The organism is Paenibacillus sp. 7516, assembly GCF_002272715.1.
Taxonomy (GTDB): Bacteria; Bacillota; Bacilli; order Paenibacillales; family Paenibacillaceae; genus Paenibacillus; species Paenibacillus illinoisensis_A.
This window is the reverse complement of record NZ_NPBI01000029.1, coordinates 36,498-54,306: the sequence shown is the minus strand read 5'-3', so window position 1 is coordinate 54,306 and position 17,809 is coordinate 36,498. Positions and strand designations below refer to the sequence as shown.

Genomic DNA, 17,809 nt, shown 5'->3' with positions numbered 1-17,809 from the left:
CTACACCGTAAATATCTGAAAAGGGATGCAGCACGACGCTGCATCCCTCTCTACCTTCGGCCGTTTCTCTACAAACGGTCTTTCTCTATGGCCACACATGCTCTTCGGCTTGAACTTCCTTCAGAATCTGTTTCATGACAGGCACGTACACCTTCCAGTAAAACATATCCGGTATTTCTTTTCGATTCGGTGTAAGCCACTCTCTGATGACATCCCATCCCTTGATCCTGCGCCAGAATGAGTAATGCTCCATCTCTCCGAATGAACCGGTCATATAATACGACTGATAATCTCCATCATTACGAAGGATGGCCGGAAAATCACCCGGGATACCGGCATTAACCAGCTTCTGCCGACCTTCTTGAGTCAGGCTCGTTTTATATCTTGCCAGTATCGATTCTGGCGAATCCGGCACGACAACATCGAACCAGCTGGTATATTGGAACTCCTGCTGAATGCCGCTCCACTGCCTGCCTTCCTCCGTAAAAGACAGCTTGATCTCTGCTGTCTGGACATCCGTGCCGCCACGCAGCACGATGACCCGGCCATCGTCATGCACCAGGAGAATACCTTTTCCGGAGTACGGCCAATCCTGCCCCGCAATACGCTCATAATCCATACGGACCTGTTCAGGCACTTGAACTCGGCTCTGCAGATTGGATATATATTTCCCCCGCCAGCCGCTGCTCTTCAAGCCCAAAATGGGATGAAGCTGCTCCCTGACGTTATCCGATGTCCATAAGAATTGTGTGTTATACTCTGCAACGACTGCGACCCCTTTGCTGGCTGCCTCGCGGATTTTAAGGGCATCATAAACCGTTAACCCTGCGTCCTCCTCGCCTTTCTTCGTTTTGAGACTAACAGGAGGTGCAGCGTTTGTTTTCGATGAAGCCAGATAGATCAGATCGGTTTCAGTTACCTCGTCCGGAAGTTTTTTCGTTATTGAAGAAGTGTCCTCTAGGAGGTTAAGCTCCTCCTCATTTTCGTCATAAACGTATCGTTCTCCGGTCTTCTGTACAATCTTCTGTTGATTCAACAGCCAAACCAGACCCTTATATCCCGGAGATGGTGCATTAGCCTTTGTTTTGTCTATAATCATGATGTTCAGCAGCACCGGTGCTTGAGATTGCCACCAGATCCAGGGGACAACCAGACCGACCGATATCACTGTCAGACAAGCCAGCAACCATAAGGTTAGCGGCCTGTGGTTTCTTTTCATGCTGTGTCTTCCTCCCAGGGTGTCTTGCTTGCTCTCTCTGTGCATTTATATCGTGCTTGATTACCTGATTTGCCCTTGCTCGCATAAATGCACCTGCATTGGACAAAATAGTACAAATTTTCAATACAAACTGTGTTAATCTCGTTATACCGTATTCGGGCAAAATGATGCACTAAGCATTCTATCGGCTTTCTTGGTTTGTGATATAATAGAATCTATATATAGAAACAATAAATTCTATGATTTGTTTGATGATCCGGATGTCCGGAACATATATTATTCCAGAAAGAGGGATATTTCCGTGGCTCAAATCAGTCCGTCTTACCTTCAGATCGGTGCAACCCTGGGTATGCTTATCATGGCATTGCTTGCCATCTTCATCCGGTTGAAAGCCAGTCACAGACCGGTGACCATACGCAAAATTCTGATTCCCCCACTGGGCATGAGTACCGGATTTTTGATGTTTGTTGTACCAGAGACACATTTTCCGTTATGGTGGGCCTTGATTGCATTTTTGGTTGGCTGGTTCATCTTCTCCTATCCTCTCATTCGCAGTACCCGGTTTGAAAAGGTAAACGAGGAGATATTCGCGACCCGTTCCCGGAGCTTTGCCTTCATCCTGCTTGGGTTGCTGGCGGTACGTCTGATCCTGCATGAAGTCATCCAGCAGTACGTTACCATTCCGCAAACCGGCGGATTGTTCTTCCTTCTGGCCTTTGGCATGATCGTGCGCTGGCGGGTATATATGTATAAACACTACAAAGAAGTCGTCGCTGCATCAGCTTGAGTGTAATGAGCGACGAAGTCAAATAAAAGACACGTTCTCGGCATATAGGCATGCGAACGTGTCTTTTTGTTGTTTATCTGGCCTTGCTTCTATGGCATATAGGGGAATGCATGATCTTACTCGGGATCTGCAACTTTCACCAGCTGTTTACCCAGGTTATCTCCCGAGAACAGTCCCATAAAGGCTTCCGGTGTCTGATCAAACCCCTTTACAATGTTCTCCTCGTATTGAATGAGGCCTTCCCTCATCCATTTTGCCAACTTGGCGCGCCCTTCCTTGAAGGACTTGGCATAGTCCCCCAATAGAAAACCTTTCATCAGCGCGGTATTGGTCAAAAGCAATGTCTGTGGTCTCATGCCGATGTCCGGCTTCTCCAAATTGTAGGACGAAATCTGCCCACACAGCGGAATACGTGCATTTCGATTGATATGTCTGAGCACGGCATCCGAGATGTCACCGCCGACATTATCGAAATAGACATCCACGCCGTCCGGACACACCCGTTCAATCGCTGCAGACATATCATTCTCCCGCTTGTAGTTGAGGACCACATCAAACCCGAGCTTTTCTTTCAGATATGCACATTTTTCGTCAGAACCTGCAATTCCAACCACTCTTGCTCCGACAATCTTGCCGATCTGACCTGCGATCATACCGACGGCTCCCGCTGCACCGGATACCACCACCGTTTCGCCATCCTTAGGTTTCCCGATATCCTCCATGCCAAAATAAGCCGTCAGGCCCGTCAGACCGAGGGCACCAAGATAGGCTGTAAGCGGTGCTTCCTCCGTATCGATCAGCGAGAGATCTCCCGTGTTGACAGCCGCATACCGCTGCCAGCCCCACATCCCGGAGACGAAGTCCCCTTTGCGCAGATTGGGCTCTGACGAGTCCACCACTTGTCCAATCGCCCCACCTTTGATCACTTCATTCAGCGCGTATGGAGGTGCGTAAGACTTCGTATCCTTCATACGGCCCCGCATATAAGGGTCAACCGACAAATATAATGTACGCACCAGAACCTGTCCTGCTTCCGGTTCAGGGAGCGGAGTATGAATGAATTTGAAATTATCCCTGGATGGTGCACCTTCCGGACGGGATGCTAGTACGATCTGTTCATTTTGAGACAACTTCATGACCTCCTTGTTGCCAGTGGCCTGCGTATAACCCTTATCATCGTATGTGTTATACCACCAGCACAATATGTTATCTTTTCGAGCATTTGGACATAGCTGATCTGGAAGCCACCGTTAGCAATTCAGAATCCCCACGATGCTCTTTCGTATCCCATATGCCAAATACTGACTCTTAATAGTTTAAACCGAAACAGGCGGATCACAAACGTGGGCCGCCTTGAAAACATCAAATATCATTCTATTGCCACAATTGATTCACTATTCCTGTGCTGTCAAAATTACAGGACCATCTGCTGTGATGGCGATGGTGTGCTCGTATTGAGCAGACAGGCTTCCGTCCTGCGTACGGGCGGTCCAGCCATCCGCATCCAGCTTGCTGCGGTACGTTCCGATGTTCAGCATGGGCTCAATGGTAATGACCATGCCTTCTTTGAGGCGGGGACCACGATGTGGTGGACCATAGTGGGGCACCTGTGGTTCTTCATGCATTTTCTCGCCAATGCCATGACCGATAAACTCACGTACGACAGACAAGCCCTCCCCTTCAGCATACGTCTGAATGGCATGGGAAATATCACCAATCCGGTTGCCAACTACGGCAAGCTCAATGCCTTTGTAAAGGGACGTTTTGGTGACATCCAGCAGATGCTGGGCCTCCGGTGTCACTTGACCCACTGCATAAGACCACGCGGAATCGGCCAGCCAGCCATTCAGATTAACGACCATATCAATCGTAACGATATCGCCGTCTTGCAGTACGTATTTTCCCGGAAAGCCATGACAAATCACGTCATTTACAGACGCGCATGTCGCATATTGGTACCCGTTGTACCCTTTTTGCTCCGGTGTTGCGCCATTTTTCTTCATAAAAGCTTCTGCGAACTGGTCAATCTCCTGGGTGGTGATTCCTGGACGGATCATTTTCGCAATTTCTTTATGGCACGCGGCGAGAATTTCACCTGCCTTTTTCATATTCTGTATCTGCTCTTTGGTTTTTAACGTAATCATTCCAACTTCTCCTGTCCGTTATGATCTTATCCTGTCTTCTATTGTAACGCGAAACGCACAAAATAAAAAATTCGTACAATCTGTAAAGCACCAACATCCTATTATACGTCAACCTCGTGTGCAATGAATACCACATTCCATAAAAAACACGAAACCCTCCCCACCAAGGCTGCGTATATGCTTAAAACGGTTGAAGAAGAAAGGATGATTATCCATGTTCAAAAAAATTATTGGTAAACTCATTGATTCCAAATCTTCATCTCACCGAAGGCGCTACAGCTCCTCGGACAGACGCTCCTATAAACGCCACAGCAGCTCCTCAGGCAAACGAAGCTATAAACGATATTCATCGTCCGATATGAAATACAGGGATAACCGCCATGGTTCCGGTTATTACAAAAGCAGAAAATACAGCTCCAGTTAATATGGTGCTGCAATGATGATCTATGCCAATAGGGGATGTTCAGCCAGCCGTATCTCACGGTAGCAGAACATCCCCTATTGGCGTTTCCGATTCACTTTTAATAAGAATCCAGCAAGCGTTCCATCTCGGCCTGTAATTCAGGCGCTCCTTCTGTGTATGCCGGGCGAAGCCCCAGCAGTCTCTCCAGCATGTGGTGCAAACCAGGCGTAAGCTGCAGCTCTTCCTGCCAGCTTGCAGGTGCCTTGCCCTTCTCCGGCTCGTATGCCGAGTACAGCATAAACAGAAGAAAGTGTCCCAGATCCTGCAAATCCTGATCAGGTGCTGCCGGCTCATCCTCCGGCCTAGGCAGTTCCCGCATTCTTCGCTTCAGCTCAGGCAGCAACGGCTCCCCCATACGCCGTGCCAGACCGAAGTCAATCAAATGTACGCGCTCATCACGCAAAATAACGTTGGGTATGCGCACATCCCCATGGATATATCCCCGCTCGTGAACGTGGACCACAGGCTCCAGCAGTTGGAGAGCCAGTACCAAACATTCCTGCTCTGTATATTTACGGCCCTGTTCAAATATACACTGTTCCAGTGTCTTTCCCCGGATATACTCTGTGGAAATGTAGCTTCTCCCCTTATATATGAATGCATGCAGCAGCTTCGGGATGGCCGGGTGATCCATCCGGCTCATCACGTCCGCTTCCCGTTCCAGCAACCGGGCAGAAAGTCTGCCTTTGCTGGGCTTCGATTCCTTTAACGCCACTTCCTCGCCATTCAGTTCGTCCATACACAAATAGGTGAGTCCATAACTCCCCATACCGAGCAGCTCCTGGATTCGGTAACGTCCCGAGATCAGAGAACCTTCCCGCCGGGGACGGTCTGTCCACAGACCAACCAATCTTTGCCAGCTTCGTTGCAGCTCCACTTGTCCTCCCACACCGGCACTTCTGAACTTCACGCGACCCTTCACAGGCACGTTCGAGCAGTCGTAACAGCCAGTTTTCTTGTTGTACTATGGAGCTTATTATATCAGGCTGTCCGCACGAAATCACGGCAGTCCCTCTGCCGTCACGCTTCCTTGTGTTTCTTGGGCAGCAAGCCAAAGAGCATACGCAGCGAAGTCCCTTTCGGTTTGCGTTTACGGCCCTGGAAGCTGCGCAGATTGGTGACCAGTTCACGATCCCGTTCTTCTTCCAGCTTCTCATTCATCCATAGACGCTGCTTCTCCATCTGATCCTGGAGAGCCGTATGCGTATCAGCAAGCTGCTTCAGCGTTAACTCCAGTTCATCCACCCGCTGCTGAAGCATTTGCACACGATCATCCTGTGGCTCGATCATCCCGAAGGTCACTTCATTCACAAGCTGACCCAGACCTTCATAGGACCGAAGATGGCCAGTCGGCTCCGTTTCTTCAGGGAATACGGCAGGCAGCACGGCTGCTGCACATTCCTTCTCAGAAGTCATCTCTACGGTGCTCTCTGGCACATTTGGGGACAGGACAGTCACCACGGCATCTGCAAGCGGCAGATTATGTTCCCTCAGCTCCGTCATTAATCGTTCAATGCACTGAATATCGTCCGATCTGAACAATCTGGACTTGTTGGCGGAACGCTCGAATCGATATCCCTGTTCCTCAAGTGCTGCCGCATATTTACGAAGAGTACTGGCTCCTATGCCCAGGCTCTTGGCCGTTTCCGTCGTTGCTCCTGCTTCTTCAATCATCATTATTCCCTCCCGGAATGAAGTCTTTTGAATTCGAAATGTTGGCTTCAGTGTTCCCTTCTGGAACTGTCATCGGATCGGGTCAACCTGTCTCATGAACAAATGGCTTTTGGTTAGCTTGCCCTATGTATTCGTCAACGTCTGGCTCGATCCCTTTGGCGGTTTTGTTCTGTTTCTGCGGATTCATAAGAACTTTTGTCACGTCTGTTATTCGTAAAAATCTCTCTTTTTCCGACATGGAGGAGGAATCCTGTCACGTCGAATGATGCTGGTGCAGACGCCGTCGGTTTATGAAAACAGGATATTCATGTCAATTTTGTTAACCCCATTACTCCAATACGCTCCCGCGACAGAGGATATCATTGCTGCACTGCTTTTCCATGTGTTATCTTATGTAACGTAGAAACGGATTTCGGCATAAATTAAAGGACTATACTTAACATATGGCTTGAAGTCAGGACAATTACATGATTAGGATATGGGGGTTGAACGACAGTGTTAGGCAAATCAGGTAAAGTGGCGGTCATCGGGGCGGGTCTTGTAGGCTCAAGTTGTGCATATTCCATGATCAATCAGTCGATATGCAGGGAAATCATGATGGTGGATCGGACGTATGACCGTGCTGTGGCGCAGGCGCTGGATTTCTCGCATTGTATGGATTTTACACATAATCGAACCAAAGTATATGCCGGGACATATGCAGATTGCGGAAACATGGATGTCATTGTCCTGACTGCAGGAGCCAATCCAAAAGCAGGCCAGACACGTCTGGATATTCTGGAGGAGGCCGAATCGATTGCAAAAGACATCGTACTCCCCATCATGGATAGCGGATTCAACGGCATCTTTGTCGTCGCAGCCAATCCGGTTGACATAGTAACTTATATGGTATGGAAGTTATCCGGTCTTCCGCGTGAGCGTGTCATCGGTACCGGGACCTCCATTGATTCCTCTCGTCTCAAAACGCTGCTATCTGAAGTGTTCTCCATCGATCCGCGCAGCGTGCACGGATATGCTCTCGGGGAGCATGGGGAGTCCCAGTTCGTTGCCTGGTCCCACGTGACGATTGGCGGCAAACCGATCATGCACATTATGGAGCAGCATAAGGAACGCTTCAAACACCTGGACCTCGACGACATTGCCCGCAAAACCAAAGATGCCGGGTGGGAAATATTCACACGCAAAGGTTCCACCCAATTCGGTATCGGCAATGCACTGGCTCATATTACACGCTCGATCCTTAATGATGAACACAAAATCATTGCCGTCTCAGCCATTCTGGAGGGAGAGTATGGTCAGAGCGGTGTCTGTGCAGGTGTCCCAGCCATTATCGGAGGAAACGGAATTCAGGAAATTATCGAACTGAATCTGGACGCGTCCGAGCGCGAGAAATTCGAGCGTTCCTGTGAGATATTATCAGGCAACATTAATCGTCTGACCTTGGCGTAATTGTTCCGTCAGCCTTACAGACTCATTCCAGAATAAAAAAGCATGAACAATCAAACAGGCCAGCGACCTCCTGCTAGGAGAAATCACTGGCCTGTTTGGATTAACATCTCAGGCTTATATTTAATTCGGTGCCAGCTGAGGCTGATCTGTAGGCCCCCATTGCTGAAGCACACGTTTCAGCTCACTGAGCATCACCGGTTTACTGATGAAATCACGCATACCCATCTCGAGACAGGCTTCCTTGTCTTCCCGTTTGGCATTACCTGTTACGGCAATAATCGCGGGAATACGATCCTGGGGAATCAGACGGTGTACCAGATCGGTTGCCTTGAGTCCGTCCATGACCGGCATGTGAATATCCATCAACACAATATCATACGAATTCTGCGAGATGGCCTCAATGGCTTCAACTCCGTTAGTACATACATCTGTTTCATAGCCAAGCTTTTCAAGATACTCGGTCAAAATTTTCCGGTTCACCGGGTGATCCTCGGCTACCAGGATCCGCATGGCCACCTTGTCACCTTGACGTGTGCGGTCGTGACTGAATTGACGTGCTGTGTCTTCTGACGCGTAATCTACACTTGTTGCAGGTACGGCAAAACGGAAGGTTGATCCTTTGCCGTCCTCACTCTCCACGCCAATACTACCGCCCATAATCTCCACAAGCCGCTTCGAGATGACAAGACCAAGTCCTGTACCTCCATACTTGCGATTAATGACTGGGTGCAGCTGGGAGAAGGATTGGAACAACTGATCCAGCTTGTCCGCAGGAATGCCGATCCCGGTATCTTTCACTGCAAAATCAAGCACGCTATCTTCTGGCTTTCTGCCCTTAACGATATCGACATTGACATCAATGCTGCCCTTGTCCGTAAATTTCAGTGCATTACTGACCAGATTGACCAGAATCTGACGGATACGCATGGCATCTCCCACCATGAACTCCGGAATGGTTGGATTCAGGCGATACCTGATCTGCAGCTGTTTCTCGTCTGCCCGAAGTTTAAACAGCTCCGCCACCTGCTCCAGCATTTTGCGAAGAGAGAACGGTTCGTATGCAAGAGCCATTTTACCGGACTCCAGCTTGCTGAAATCCAGAATATCATTCAGTATATTCAGCAGCGCATCCCCGCTCTCCTGAATAATCTGGGCATATTCCCGCTGCTCTTCCGACAGATCGGTTCCAATCAGCAGTTCGGTCATGCCAACAATTCCGTTCATCGGCGTGCGAATCTCATGGCTTACCATCGACAAAAATTCCGACTTGGCCTGCGCTGCAAGCTCAGCCGTCTCCTTGGCTCGCACAATTTCACGCTCTCCGGTTACATCATTGAACACTATGACTACGCCCTGGATCTGTTCCTGATCAATAATCGGCGTAACCTGGTATTCCACCAAGAAACTGCTGCCGTCCTTACGCCAGAATACATCTTCCTTGACGGAGCGACCTTTTCCATCCATCACCGTCATGTGAATTGGACACTCTTCTTTGGGAAAATAACTTCCATCCGCACGGGAATGATGGATAATGGGATGGGCGTTTTTGCCGATGAATTCTTCCACTTCATAACCAAACATGGAAGCGGCAGCCGGATTCATAAACATGGTGATGCCTTCCGCATCCAAACCATATATGCCTTCCGTGACGGAATTCAGTATCAGTGCATGCTGCTTGCTGAGCTCCTGAATACGCTCCATATAATCCTTGCGTTCAGTAATATCGGACAATATTCCGTATACTCCAACCAGTTCCTGGTCGACGATAATGGGCACATTGATGATGGATGCATCGAACTTCTTGCCCGAGGAATTCACAATGCGAGTTTCATAATGCTGCGGTTTCCCCTGCTTCACCAGCTCAAAATAGGTTCTGCCGCGCCCTGCCTCACATGGATCCAGATTGGATAAAAACGATTGTCCAATGAGTTTGCTGCGCGGAATATTCAGCATTTTGACCAGATTTCGATTCACCGCACTGTACTTGCCTTCGAGATTCAAAGAGTACACCGCAGCCGGATTATGCTCGAACAAGGATTTGTAACGCTGTCGACTCTCTCTCAGGCGTCTGTCTGCATCCTTGTGCTGCGTAATATCCCGGCTTATGCTTACAATCTGAATGCCTCTTCCCCTCTCTCCAGCTACAGGCTTAGCCAAAGTTTCCATCCAGATGTAATGACCCTTTTTGTGTCGCACGCGCATTTTGCAGCCATTGCCAATCTCGGATAGCTCCAGCGGGTCAGGAAAATCTCCGGGATAACAATAATCCTTGAAGGACTTGCCAGTCACCTCTTCCGGCTGATACCCAAGCAGAGGATACACAGATGGAGATACATAGAGCAGCTCGCCATCCAGTGAACTTGTCGTAATGAGGTCTTGAGCATGTTCAGCAAGCACTTGATACTTTTCTTGCGTTTCCTGGAGTTTCCGCTCCACTTCAACGATCTCCGTTATATCTTTGGCAATGCCATAGATGCCCACAACCTCTTCTCCTGCTGTAATGGGTACGTAGGTAATTTCGGCTTGTCTTACAGAACCATTCTTATGATAAAACGTGATGTTGTTACTGACTGAACGACCAGTAATCACCTCACGAATATAGTCTCGCCTCGACTGTTCACTCTCTGGCGGACAGACCTGACTTGGATGAATACGCATCAGGTCATCGAGTGTATATCCTGATATACGCTCTACGGATGGATTGGCATCGATATAGTTTCCATGGATGTCCATCACATATATGGCATCCGGGTGATTAAAAAACAGTGATTGGTAAGAACTTCCCTCAGAAATAATCCGCTTCAGGGTTTCCGTTTTATTAATATCCAAGGCTTACCCCTCTTTTCTCAGCCTTTATCTTCTTCTAACAATCTATTAACGTCATTTGGAGTCTAAAGCATCTACCCACGAATAACCAAGTAAGGCTGCCTAGAAACAGCTTTTTTTATTTTACCAGATTCCAGTCTGACTTTGCTTACAATCTGGTATAAAAATTGTAATATTCCAAATAGAAAAAGGTGGAATCTCCATTTCTTCACTTTAAATCAACTTCTACTGGGGGGCACCATTCCCGTAATCGCATTTGAAAATCTGGATATTAGTTACAATGTCTTAGATACATTATGTATCATTTCAGCTATAATCGATACACAAAGAGCGTACCTGCATCAATATAAACGACTTTTTCAGTACGAAGTAGAACAGGACGTGCCAAAAAACCCCCACGTCCGCACCCGAATACACACTCGGTTGACGGTCTTGGGGGATCTTGATCTGATGAAGATCAGTCTTAAACATCACACCATCTAAATTTCCTTTTTTCTAAAATAGAGAACACCAATAAGTATAAACAGCACCGCACTTCCTCCAACTACGGTAAGGAGCGTACCAAGCGGTACATTGTAGGCCCCGAACCCCCCGCCATCCGTTGGTGTCATCAGCAGCATGGGCTGAGCCCAAGGATAGAATGGACCGATTTTCGCCGAGTTCACAATCAGTATGTTCGGTACAGTCAAGGCAAAATTCAGAGCAAGGGGTGCTGCGAAGCTGCTCCATATTAGGGAAACCAGCATTTGCAGTCCGGCAAGGGGCAGGCAGGCGAACAAGCCGAGCAGTAATTTGCTGATAATTAACGACCATGGTACAGGATCGGTAAGGCCCTGAATCCATCCTGCCAGCAGAATGGATATCAGCAGCAGCAATTGGGTACCCAACAGCAGTAAAATGACAATCGTCAACTTGCCTGCATAAACGCCTGTCCGGGTGAGAGGCAGCACCAGCATTTGCTTCCACCCCCCACCAGCATGTTCAAAGCGGCAGACAAATGAAGTGAATACACCCGTCAGGATCGGCATAAGCAGCATCCCATGCAAAAAGACCATCGTTCCCATCAGAACTTCCCACTGTCCTGATGGCTCACTGAGCAGCCCAATAAGCAAAGCTAACAACGGACTCAGCAGAATCAAGAGCCATACAGGTGATTTGCCCATTTTCAGCCGTTCGGCGGACAGGATTCGGAAATACGTCGTAGCAAAGTTCATCCTACGCCACATCCTTCCTGCTGAAATGCATCATTCCAAGCAGCATAATCAGAATTCCCGCAGCCAGTCCCAGTCCTGCGTACATGAATGGATTCGGCCCATTCCATGCCATCTGTGCCCATGCAAGCGGGAAGATTGGCGAGAGACTGAGTGAAAACATGCCTATGATGGCAAGTACAATGCCAAGGGTAACCGGAAGCGCCTGATTTTTGGCAACCATGGTGAGCCACAGCTCAATCGACAATACGGGAAGCGCTCCAGCCAGCGGCAGCAATCCCAGCTTGATTGCCTGCCCCCATGGGATTTCTCCCGCATCGAAACCGAATACCAGTCCCAGAATCACGATCCCGGCAGTCAAAAGAAGACAAGAGATGACAAGCAATATACACGCCAGTAGGAACTTCGCCAGATAAACTGCTGGTCTTGGAATCGGCATTGCCAGAAGCTGCTTCCATGAACCTTGCTCATGCTCAACATTGGCAATCATGGAGCTCAGGATCGTTGCGCCAAGCATTAAAGCTAGCGGTACAAAAACAATCACATTCTCCAGAAGCCCATTCCACAGGTTATCCCCATATATTCCTTTTAAATAATCCAGACGGAGTCCAAAGTTCAGAGCCTGCATTAGGGTAAGTCCGATGGGTGCAAGGAAGACAAGAAACCAAATGCCCTTGCCACGAATTTTGAGCCAGTCCGACGATAATGCACGCCCCGTCATACCATAGCCCCCTCACCAATGACCCGCATGAAGAGGTCTTCGAGAGACTGACGGTGCTCCTCCACCCTGTAAATGGCATGATCTTGCTCAACCAGTCTGCGTACCAGCAGCGCAATCGCACTGTTGTCCATGTATGGGAATGTAAGCTCAGACCCTTGACGCTGACCGAATTGCCCTTGTTCTCTCGCCAGCTTCATAGCTTCTTCCGGCTCGGAGACAGTCAACCGGATAGAGCTGCCTGTCTGGCTATGCAGGTTTGCAATGGTATCCTGAAGCACCATTTTGCCTTCACGAATAATCCCTACCCGACTAGCCATCTGCTCCACCTCACTAAGCAAGTGACTGGATACCAACACCGTAATGCCATGTTCCAGCGGCATGCGTTTAATTAACTCGCGGATCTCCTGAATACCGGCGGGATCCAGTCCATTCGTTGGTTCATCCAATATCAACAGTTCCGGCTGACCCAGCAAGGCACTTGCAATCCCGAGTCTTTGCTTCATTCCAAGTGAATACCCTTTAACCGCGCGCTTTGCATCCCTCGTCAGATCGACTATGGACAATACCTCGGCAATTCTGGATTTGGGCACATTCAGGATCCGCCGCAATGCTTCCAGATTTTCAACTGCATTCAAATGCCCGTAATAAGACGGATACTCTACCAGCGAACCAACACGGCGCAAAATATCCATGCGATCCTTGCGAATATCTTTATCGAAGACACGAATGACCCCTTTTGTCGGTTTGATCAAGCCCAGCAGCATGCGAATGGTTGTTGTTTTACCCGCACCGTTGGGCCCCAGAAAACCGTAAATATCCCCCTTCTTGATATGCAGATCCAATTCACGAACCGCCGCACGATCCCGATATGTTTTCCATAAATTAGCCGTTTGAATAATGTTATCACTCACTGTTTAATCACCTCGGATATCATCGTAACCGTCCAAGGTTAAAACTACAGTTGTCCGAAGTTTAAGATTAGTTTAAATCGTGCTAGGTCAGACCATAGGTCAATAGATAAATATCCGAACTCCTTCGGGTGAGCTATCCACCTTCTTACGCAGGCCCATCTCGCGAACGAGCAGATCCACAATGGACAGCCCGAGACCCGTACCTTTCGTCCCCACCTCTTGCTGCATGCCCGGACCCTGATCCCGAATAACCAGAGCGGTTCTGTCCTGAATCCGTTCAGTGGATATGCCAATGTATTTTCCGTCTCCTGCATACCGAACCACGTTCTGAAACAGGTTATCCAGAATACGACGCATGCCCTGTTCATCCACACGCCAGATCAGCGGCTCATCCGGCAGATCAATATCGATGTCGAACTGCTCTTTCTCCCATACGGGATACCATGCCGCAGCCGTTTCCCTAACGATCCGGAAAACATCTTTCTCTTCCAGCTTCAGCGTGTACTTACCACTCGCAAGCAGATTGTACGATAACATGTTATCAATAAGTCCGCTTAGATCATCCATCTTGGACTCCATGCGTGACAATGAACTGATGCCCTTATCACTGAGCGCTTCCTTGTGAAGAGCATGCATATGCCCACGAATGACCGTTAGCGGCGTACGCAAATCATGGGAAAGTCCTGCAATGAGACGTTTGCGGAACTGCTCCTCCTCACGTTCCCTGTGACGGCTTTCCGTCAGCTGATACACCATCTGATTAAATGAGTCTTCCAGCTGACCAATCTCGTCGGATCTGCGAATATCGACAGGAAGCGGTATGCCTTCCTTACCTGGCGTAACCATGGCTGTCTGCAGGCGGATCAGCCGTTTGCGAATCCGTGCAAAAAACAGAATCGACATCACAATAAAGAGTAGAAAAATAATCGTCATCAGCAAGCCAAGATATAGAAGCTCCATCGGCCAGTTGCTCTGAGATTGTTGGAGCAGATATCTAGGCACTTCAATGACCATGAAGCCTTTTCCCTTGTCCTGATTGCCACCACCTATAAATGAAACAACGGTTAGCGGGTCACGGTAGACAGCTTCCTTCATGAATGCCAGCGTGTAGGATGCATCCCATACTGCGGGAATGCGGGTTTCTACCTTTTTCTGATCATCCAGCGGCCATTTCAGAGTAGTCAGGGTTGATCCATTTACCGGAGTTTCAATTACTTCTACGCCTTCACCTCCAAGTATAAAAGCGGTTTTCCCATTCTCATCCACTCTGTACACTGAAGATTTGGGATACTTGGCATGTAACTGCTTCATGCGATCGTCGATCTTGGCAGGCGCTGCCTGACCCAGCTTCTTCGATTCATTGGACCAGAGATTGCTTATGTGCGTAACGTCACCGTAAGGAGCGGCGTTGCTCTTGCTCACGTTATTAACGACCACGACATAAATGACAGAAGTGATCGGAAGAACAACGGGGACGAACAAAACCGCACACAGGATCAGAAGCATATAACGGGACATCAGCGAGCGGCCGAATCGGAGCTTTCGTTTTTCGTTCTTCTTTCCTGCGCTCTGTTCTGCCCGATTCTCTTGCTTTCTGAACCGCCTGATCATGGTTTCTTCACACGGTATCCAACCCCGCGAACGGTTTGAATGACCGACGGATTGGCCGGATCCCGTTCAAGCTTCTCGCGCAGATGGCGAATATGTACCATTAAAGTCTTATCCCCATCCAGATAAGGCTCGTTCCAGACAGCCTCATAAATCTGTTCTTTCGTACGGATCATGCCCATATGCCTGAGCAGGTACGCGAAGATGTGAAATTGTTTGCCTGATAAAATGATCTCCTCCCCCGTCTCCTCATTGACGATCCGATTGTCCTTCTCATAGATGGACAGGTGATCCAGCTTCAGGGCAGCATCGGACGAAACGGTAGTTCCTGCCTTGCGCAGCTGTACTTCAATGCGTGCAGCGAGCTCATCGGGGTGAAACGGCTTAGTTACATAATCATCGGCAAAATCAAGCCCATGCAGCTTGTCATCAATGGATGTTCTGGCCGAGAGCATGACGATGGGCACGGAAGGATGTTCCTTTTTCAGCCGCTGTCCTACCGTAAATCCATCCAGCCCAGGCAGCATGACATCCAAAATAATCAGTGAGCAGCCCCCAGCAGCTTCGGCTGCCCCCTCACCGCTTCCCAGCCATATGACCTCATAACCTCGTTCCTCCAGGTCAGCCCTGACCCATGTCGCGATTTCCGTATCGTCCTCAATGTATAGCAGTTTTGTTTTCATGCGTAGATTCGTTTCCTTTCTGTACCCTTTGGGTTAATTATATATCTGAACATATTGGAGTAAGCTGTATGTATGAACGAAGCACCATCTAAAGGGATTACATCGTTACTTTCATTAGTATTATACCTTAATCTTCAGCTACAGAAATGCCATGCCTGATGTCCATGATGTACATATGAAGTGAATAGACGGGAGGAATTTTAACATGCTGCTGGAAGCCATCTATCATCAACCCAAACGGAACTGGGCATATGCCTACGATAAGGATACTGTTCGCCTGCGCCTGCGTGCCAAAAAGAATGATCTCACCGAGGTATACGCCATGACTGGCGACAAATACGCATGGGAAAATACCAAAAAGCAAATCTCTTTAACCAAATTCACCTCAGACTCTATGTTCGACTACTATGAAGGGGAAATAAAGCCTCCGTACCATCGTCTGAAATACTCCTTTTTGCTCAAAAGTGGGGACGAGCAGATCTGGATGTCCGAAACGGGTTTCCAGGAAGACGAACCAGACGATACGGGGCAGATGTTTCAGTTCCCCTATATTCACCAGGGTGCGGTCTTTACGCCGCCTGAGTGGGTCAAGGATGCGGTTTTCTATCAGATCTTCCCTGAGCGATTTGCCAATGGCAATCCGGAACTGAATCCGGAGAATGTTGAACCATGGGGCGGCGAGCCTACACCATCCAACTTCTTTGGAGGTGACCTCCAGGGTGTGATGGATCATCTGGACTACCTCAGTGAGCTAGGCATTAATGCCATTTATTTTACCCCCATCTTCGAAGCAACTACGAATCATAAATATGATACCGAGGATTACCTCCAGGTAGATCGGCATTTTGGTGATGCAGACACCGTGAAACGCTTGGTCAAGCTGTGTCATGAACGCGGTATCCGGGTGCTTCTCGATGCGGTATTCAATCATTCCGGGAAGACGTTTGCCCCATTTGTGGACGTACAGGAGAACGGGGAGAAGTCCAAATACAAGGATTGGTTCCATTTTCATGAATTCCCTCTGGATGTGAAGGATGGCATCCCTACGTATGAGACCTTTGGATTCGAGCCTCACATGCCGAAGCTGAACACGGAAAATCCAGAGGTGAAGGACTATCTGCTGAAGGTAGCCGAGTATTGGATCAAGGAAGTGGGCATGGACGGCTGGCGGCTGGACGTTGCAGACGAAGTGGATGATGCATTCTGGCGCGATTTCCGCCGGGTGGTCAAGGCTGCGAATCCAGAGGCGTATATTCTCGGAGAAATCTGGAATGAATCCTCGGCCTGGCTGCAAGGCGATCAGTTCGACGCTGCCATGAACTATCCGTTTACCGATGCCGTGAATGGTTTCTTTGTCAAAAATAAAATGAATGCCGAGACGTTCGCGAATTCCATCGGACGGCAGCTGTCACGTTATCCGCTGCAAGCCAGCGAAGTGGCGTTCAACCTGCTGGACAGCCATGATACGCCAAGACTGCTGACGCTGTGTGAAGGCGATCAGCGCAAGATGAAACTGGCCGCATTGTTCCAGTTCACTTATCTGGGCACGCCGTGTATCTATTACGGAGACGAGATTGGGCTGGATGGCGACCAAGATCCGGGCTGCCGGAAATGCATGGAGTGGGACGAGGCGAAGCAGGACCGTGAGTTGTTCACCTTTTATCAGCAGCTCATCGCTCTTCGCCATGCCCATCCCGCTCTCCGTGCAGAAGGTCACGTCCGATTCCTGCAAGCCCGTCCTGAGGGCAGCCAGCTTGTTCTCGAACGCCAAAGTGAGGATGAACGCATTCTCGTTCTGTTCAATCGTTCGGAGGAAACGGCGATCATTGAATTCGAGGCGGGTGCGGGCGAATGGACCGAATTGTTGGACGGTAACCACCGCACGGCCAGGGACGGCGATGTTCTCGCTGTTGAACTACCTGCATACGGTTATGCCGTGTTAAGTACGGATATCGGTCAGGAATAAACTTAATATTTATTTTTCATCCTCGTAGATTACATGAGCTTTCTCCTGTAAAGCCCGGAGTTAGGCTGAAGCGTTTTTCTCTTTAAATAAAAAAAGCGTCCTGCATGACCTGTAAAGGTCAGCGGACGCTTTTCTCCGTTTTGTCCC

15 protein-coding genes are annotated in these 17,809 nt (G+C 48.9%); 4 read left to right on the top strand and 11 right to left on the bottom strand.

Annotated elements, in window-relative coordinates; translation table 11 throughout:
- Positions 1-85: 85 nt before the first annotated feature.
- A complete protein-coding gene (locus CHI14_RS23345; RefSeq protein WP_095291750.1) occupies positions 86-1,219 on the bottom strand; it encodes a hypothetical protein in 1,134 nt (377 codons plus the stop codon).
- A gap of 301 nt (positions 1,220-1,520) precedes the next feature.
- On the opposite strand from CHI14_RS23345, the gene CHI14_RS23340 reads away from it, so the two are divergent.
- Positions 1,521-2,006: a CcdC family protein gene (locus tag CHI14_RS23340; protein WP_170948247.1), complete on the top strand. Its 486-nt coding sequence runs from the start codon at positions 1,521-1,523 to the stop codon at positions 2,004-2,006.
- A gap of 116 nt (positions 2,007-2,122) precedes the next feature.
- Here the strand turns inward: CHI14_RS23340 and CHI14_RS23335 are convergent, their stop codons facing one another.
- Both CHI14_RS23335 and map read right to left on the bottom strand, forming a co-directional pair.
- Positions 2,123-3,142: an NADP-dependent oxidoreductase gene (locus tag CHI14_RS23335; protein ID WP_095291748.1), complete on the bottom strand. Its 1,020-nt coding sequence runs from the start codon at positions 3,140-3,142 to the stop codon at positions 2,123-2,125.
- Positions 3,143-3,400: 258 nt separating this feature from the next.
- The gene (gene map, locus CHI14_RS23330; RefSeq protein WP_095291747.1) at positions 3,401-4,150 is read right to left on the bottom strand and encodes a type I methionyl aminopeptidase; all 750 of its coding nucleotides are present in this window, start codon (positions 4,148-4,150) and stop codon (positions 3,401-3,403) included.
- A gap of 214 nt (positions 4,151-4,364) precedes the next feature.
- On the opposite strand from map, the gene CHI14_RS30345 reads away from it, so the two are divergent.
- Entirely contained in the window at positions 4,365-4,574 is a 210-nt protein-coding gene (locus tag CHI14_RS30345) for a hypothetical protein (RefSeq protein ID WP_095291745.1), read from the top strand.
- 97 nt (positions 4,575-4,671) lie between these two features.
- On the opposite strand, the gene CHI14_RS23320 is transcribed toward CHI14_RS30345, so the two are convergent.
- Together CHI14_RS23320 and CHI14_RS23315 are read right to left on the bottom strand one after the other, a co-directional pair.
- Complete coding sequence (locus CHI14_RS23320) at positions 4,672-5,541, bottom strand: serine/threonine protein kinase (RefSeq protein WP_249281216.1); 870 nt, start codon at positions 5,539-5,541, stop codon at positions 4,672-4,674.
- A gap of 92 nt (positions 5,542-5,633) precedes the next feature.
- On the bottom strand, positions 5,634-6,287 hold the full coding sequence (locus CHI14_RS23315) for a MerR family transcriptional regulator (RefSeq protein WP_095291744.1): 654 nt from the start codon (positions 6,285-6,287) through the stop codon (positions 5,634-5,636).
- Between the two features lie 495 nt (positions 6,288-6,782).
- Here CHI14_RS23315 and CHI14_RS23310 point away from each other — a divergent pair, with 495 nt between their 5' ends.
- Positions 6,783-7,736, top strand: a complete 954-nt coding sequence (locus CHI14_RS23310) for an L-lactate dehydrogenase (protein ID WP_095291742.1) — start codon at positions 6,783-6,785, stop codon at positions 7,734-7,736.
- A gap of 120 nt (positions 7,737-7,856) precedes the next feature.
- On the opposite strand, the gene CHI14_RS23305 is transcribed toward CHI14_RS23310, so the two are convergent.
- From CHI14_RS23305 to CHI14_RS23280, 6 genes are all read right to left on the bottom strand, one after another.
- Complete coding sequence (locus tag CHI14_RS23305; protein ID WP_095291740.1) at positions 7,857-10,565, bottom strand: PAS domain S-box protein; 2,709 nt, start codon at positions 10,563-10,565, stop codon at positions 7,857-7,859.
- A gap of 476 nt (positions 10,566-11,041) precedes the next feature.
- On the bottom strand, positions 11,042-11,776 hold the full coding sequence (locus tag CHI14_RS23300) for an ABC transporter permease (protein WP_095291738.1): 735 nt from the start codon (positions 11,774-11,776) through the stop codon (positions 11,042-11,044).
- 1 nt (position 11,777) lies between these two features.
- Positions 11,778-12,494 carry an ABC transporter permease gene (locus tag CHI14_RS23295; RefSeq protein ID WP_095291737.1) on the bottom strand — a complete coding sequence of 239 codons (717 nt, stop codon included), beginning with the start codon at positions 12,492-12,494 and terminating at the stop codon, positions 11,778-11,780.
- Positions 12,491-13,405, bottom strand: coding sequence for an ABC transporter ATP-binding protein (locus CHI14_RS23290; RefSeq protein WP_095291735.1), 915 nt, complete (start codon positions 13,403-13,405; stop codon positions 12,491-12,493). The genes CHI14_RS23295 and CHI14_RS23290 overlap by 4 nt, the downstream gene beginning before the upstream one ends.
- Positions 13,406-13,504: 99 nt before the next feature.
- Complete coding sequence (locus tag CHI14_RS23285; RefSeq protein WP_095291734.1) at positions 13,505-15,016, bottom strand: HAMP domain-containing sensor histidine kinase; 1,512 nt, start codon at positions 15,014-15,016, stop codon at positions 13,505-13,507.
- Positions 15,013-15,696, bottom strand: coding sequence for a response regulator transcription factor (locus CHI14_RS23280; RefSeq protein ID WP_095291732.1), 684 nt, complete (start codon positions 15,694-15,696; stop codon positions 15,013-15,015). The genes CHI14_RS23285 and CHI14_RS23280 overlap by 4 nt, the downstream gene beginning before the upstream one ends.
- Before the next feature lie 205 nt (positions 15,697-15,901).
- On the opposite strand from CHI14_RS23280, the gene CHI14_RS23275 reads away from it, so the two are divergent.
- A complete protein-coding gene (locus CHI14_RS23275) occupies positions 15,902-17,662 on the top strand; it encodes an alpha-glycosidase (protein WP_095291730.1) in 1,761 nt (586 codons plus the stop codon).
- The last annotated feature ends 147 nt before the right edge of the window (positions 17,663-17,809 follow it).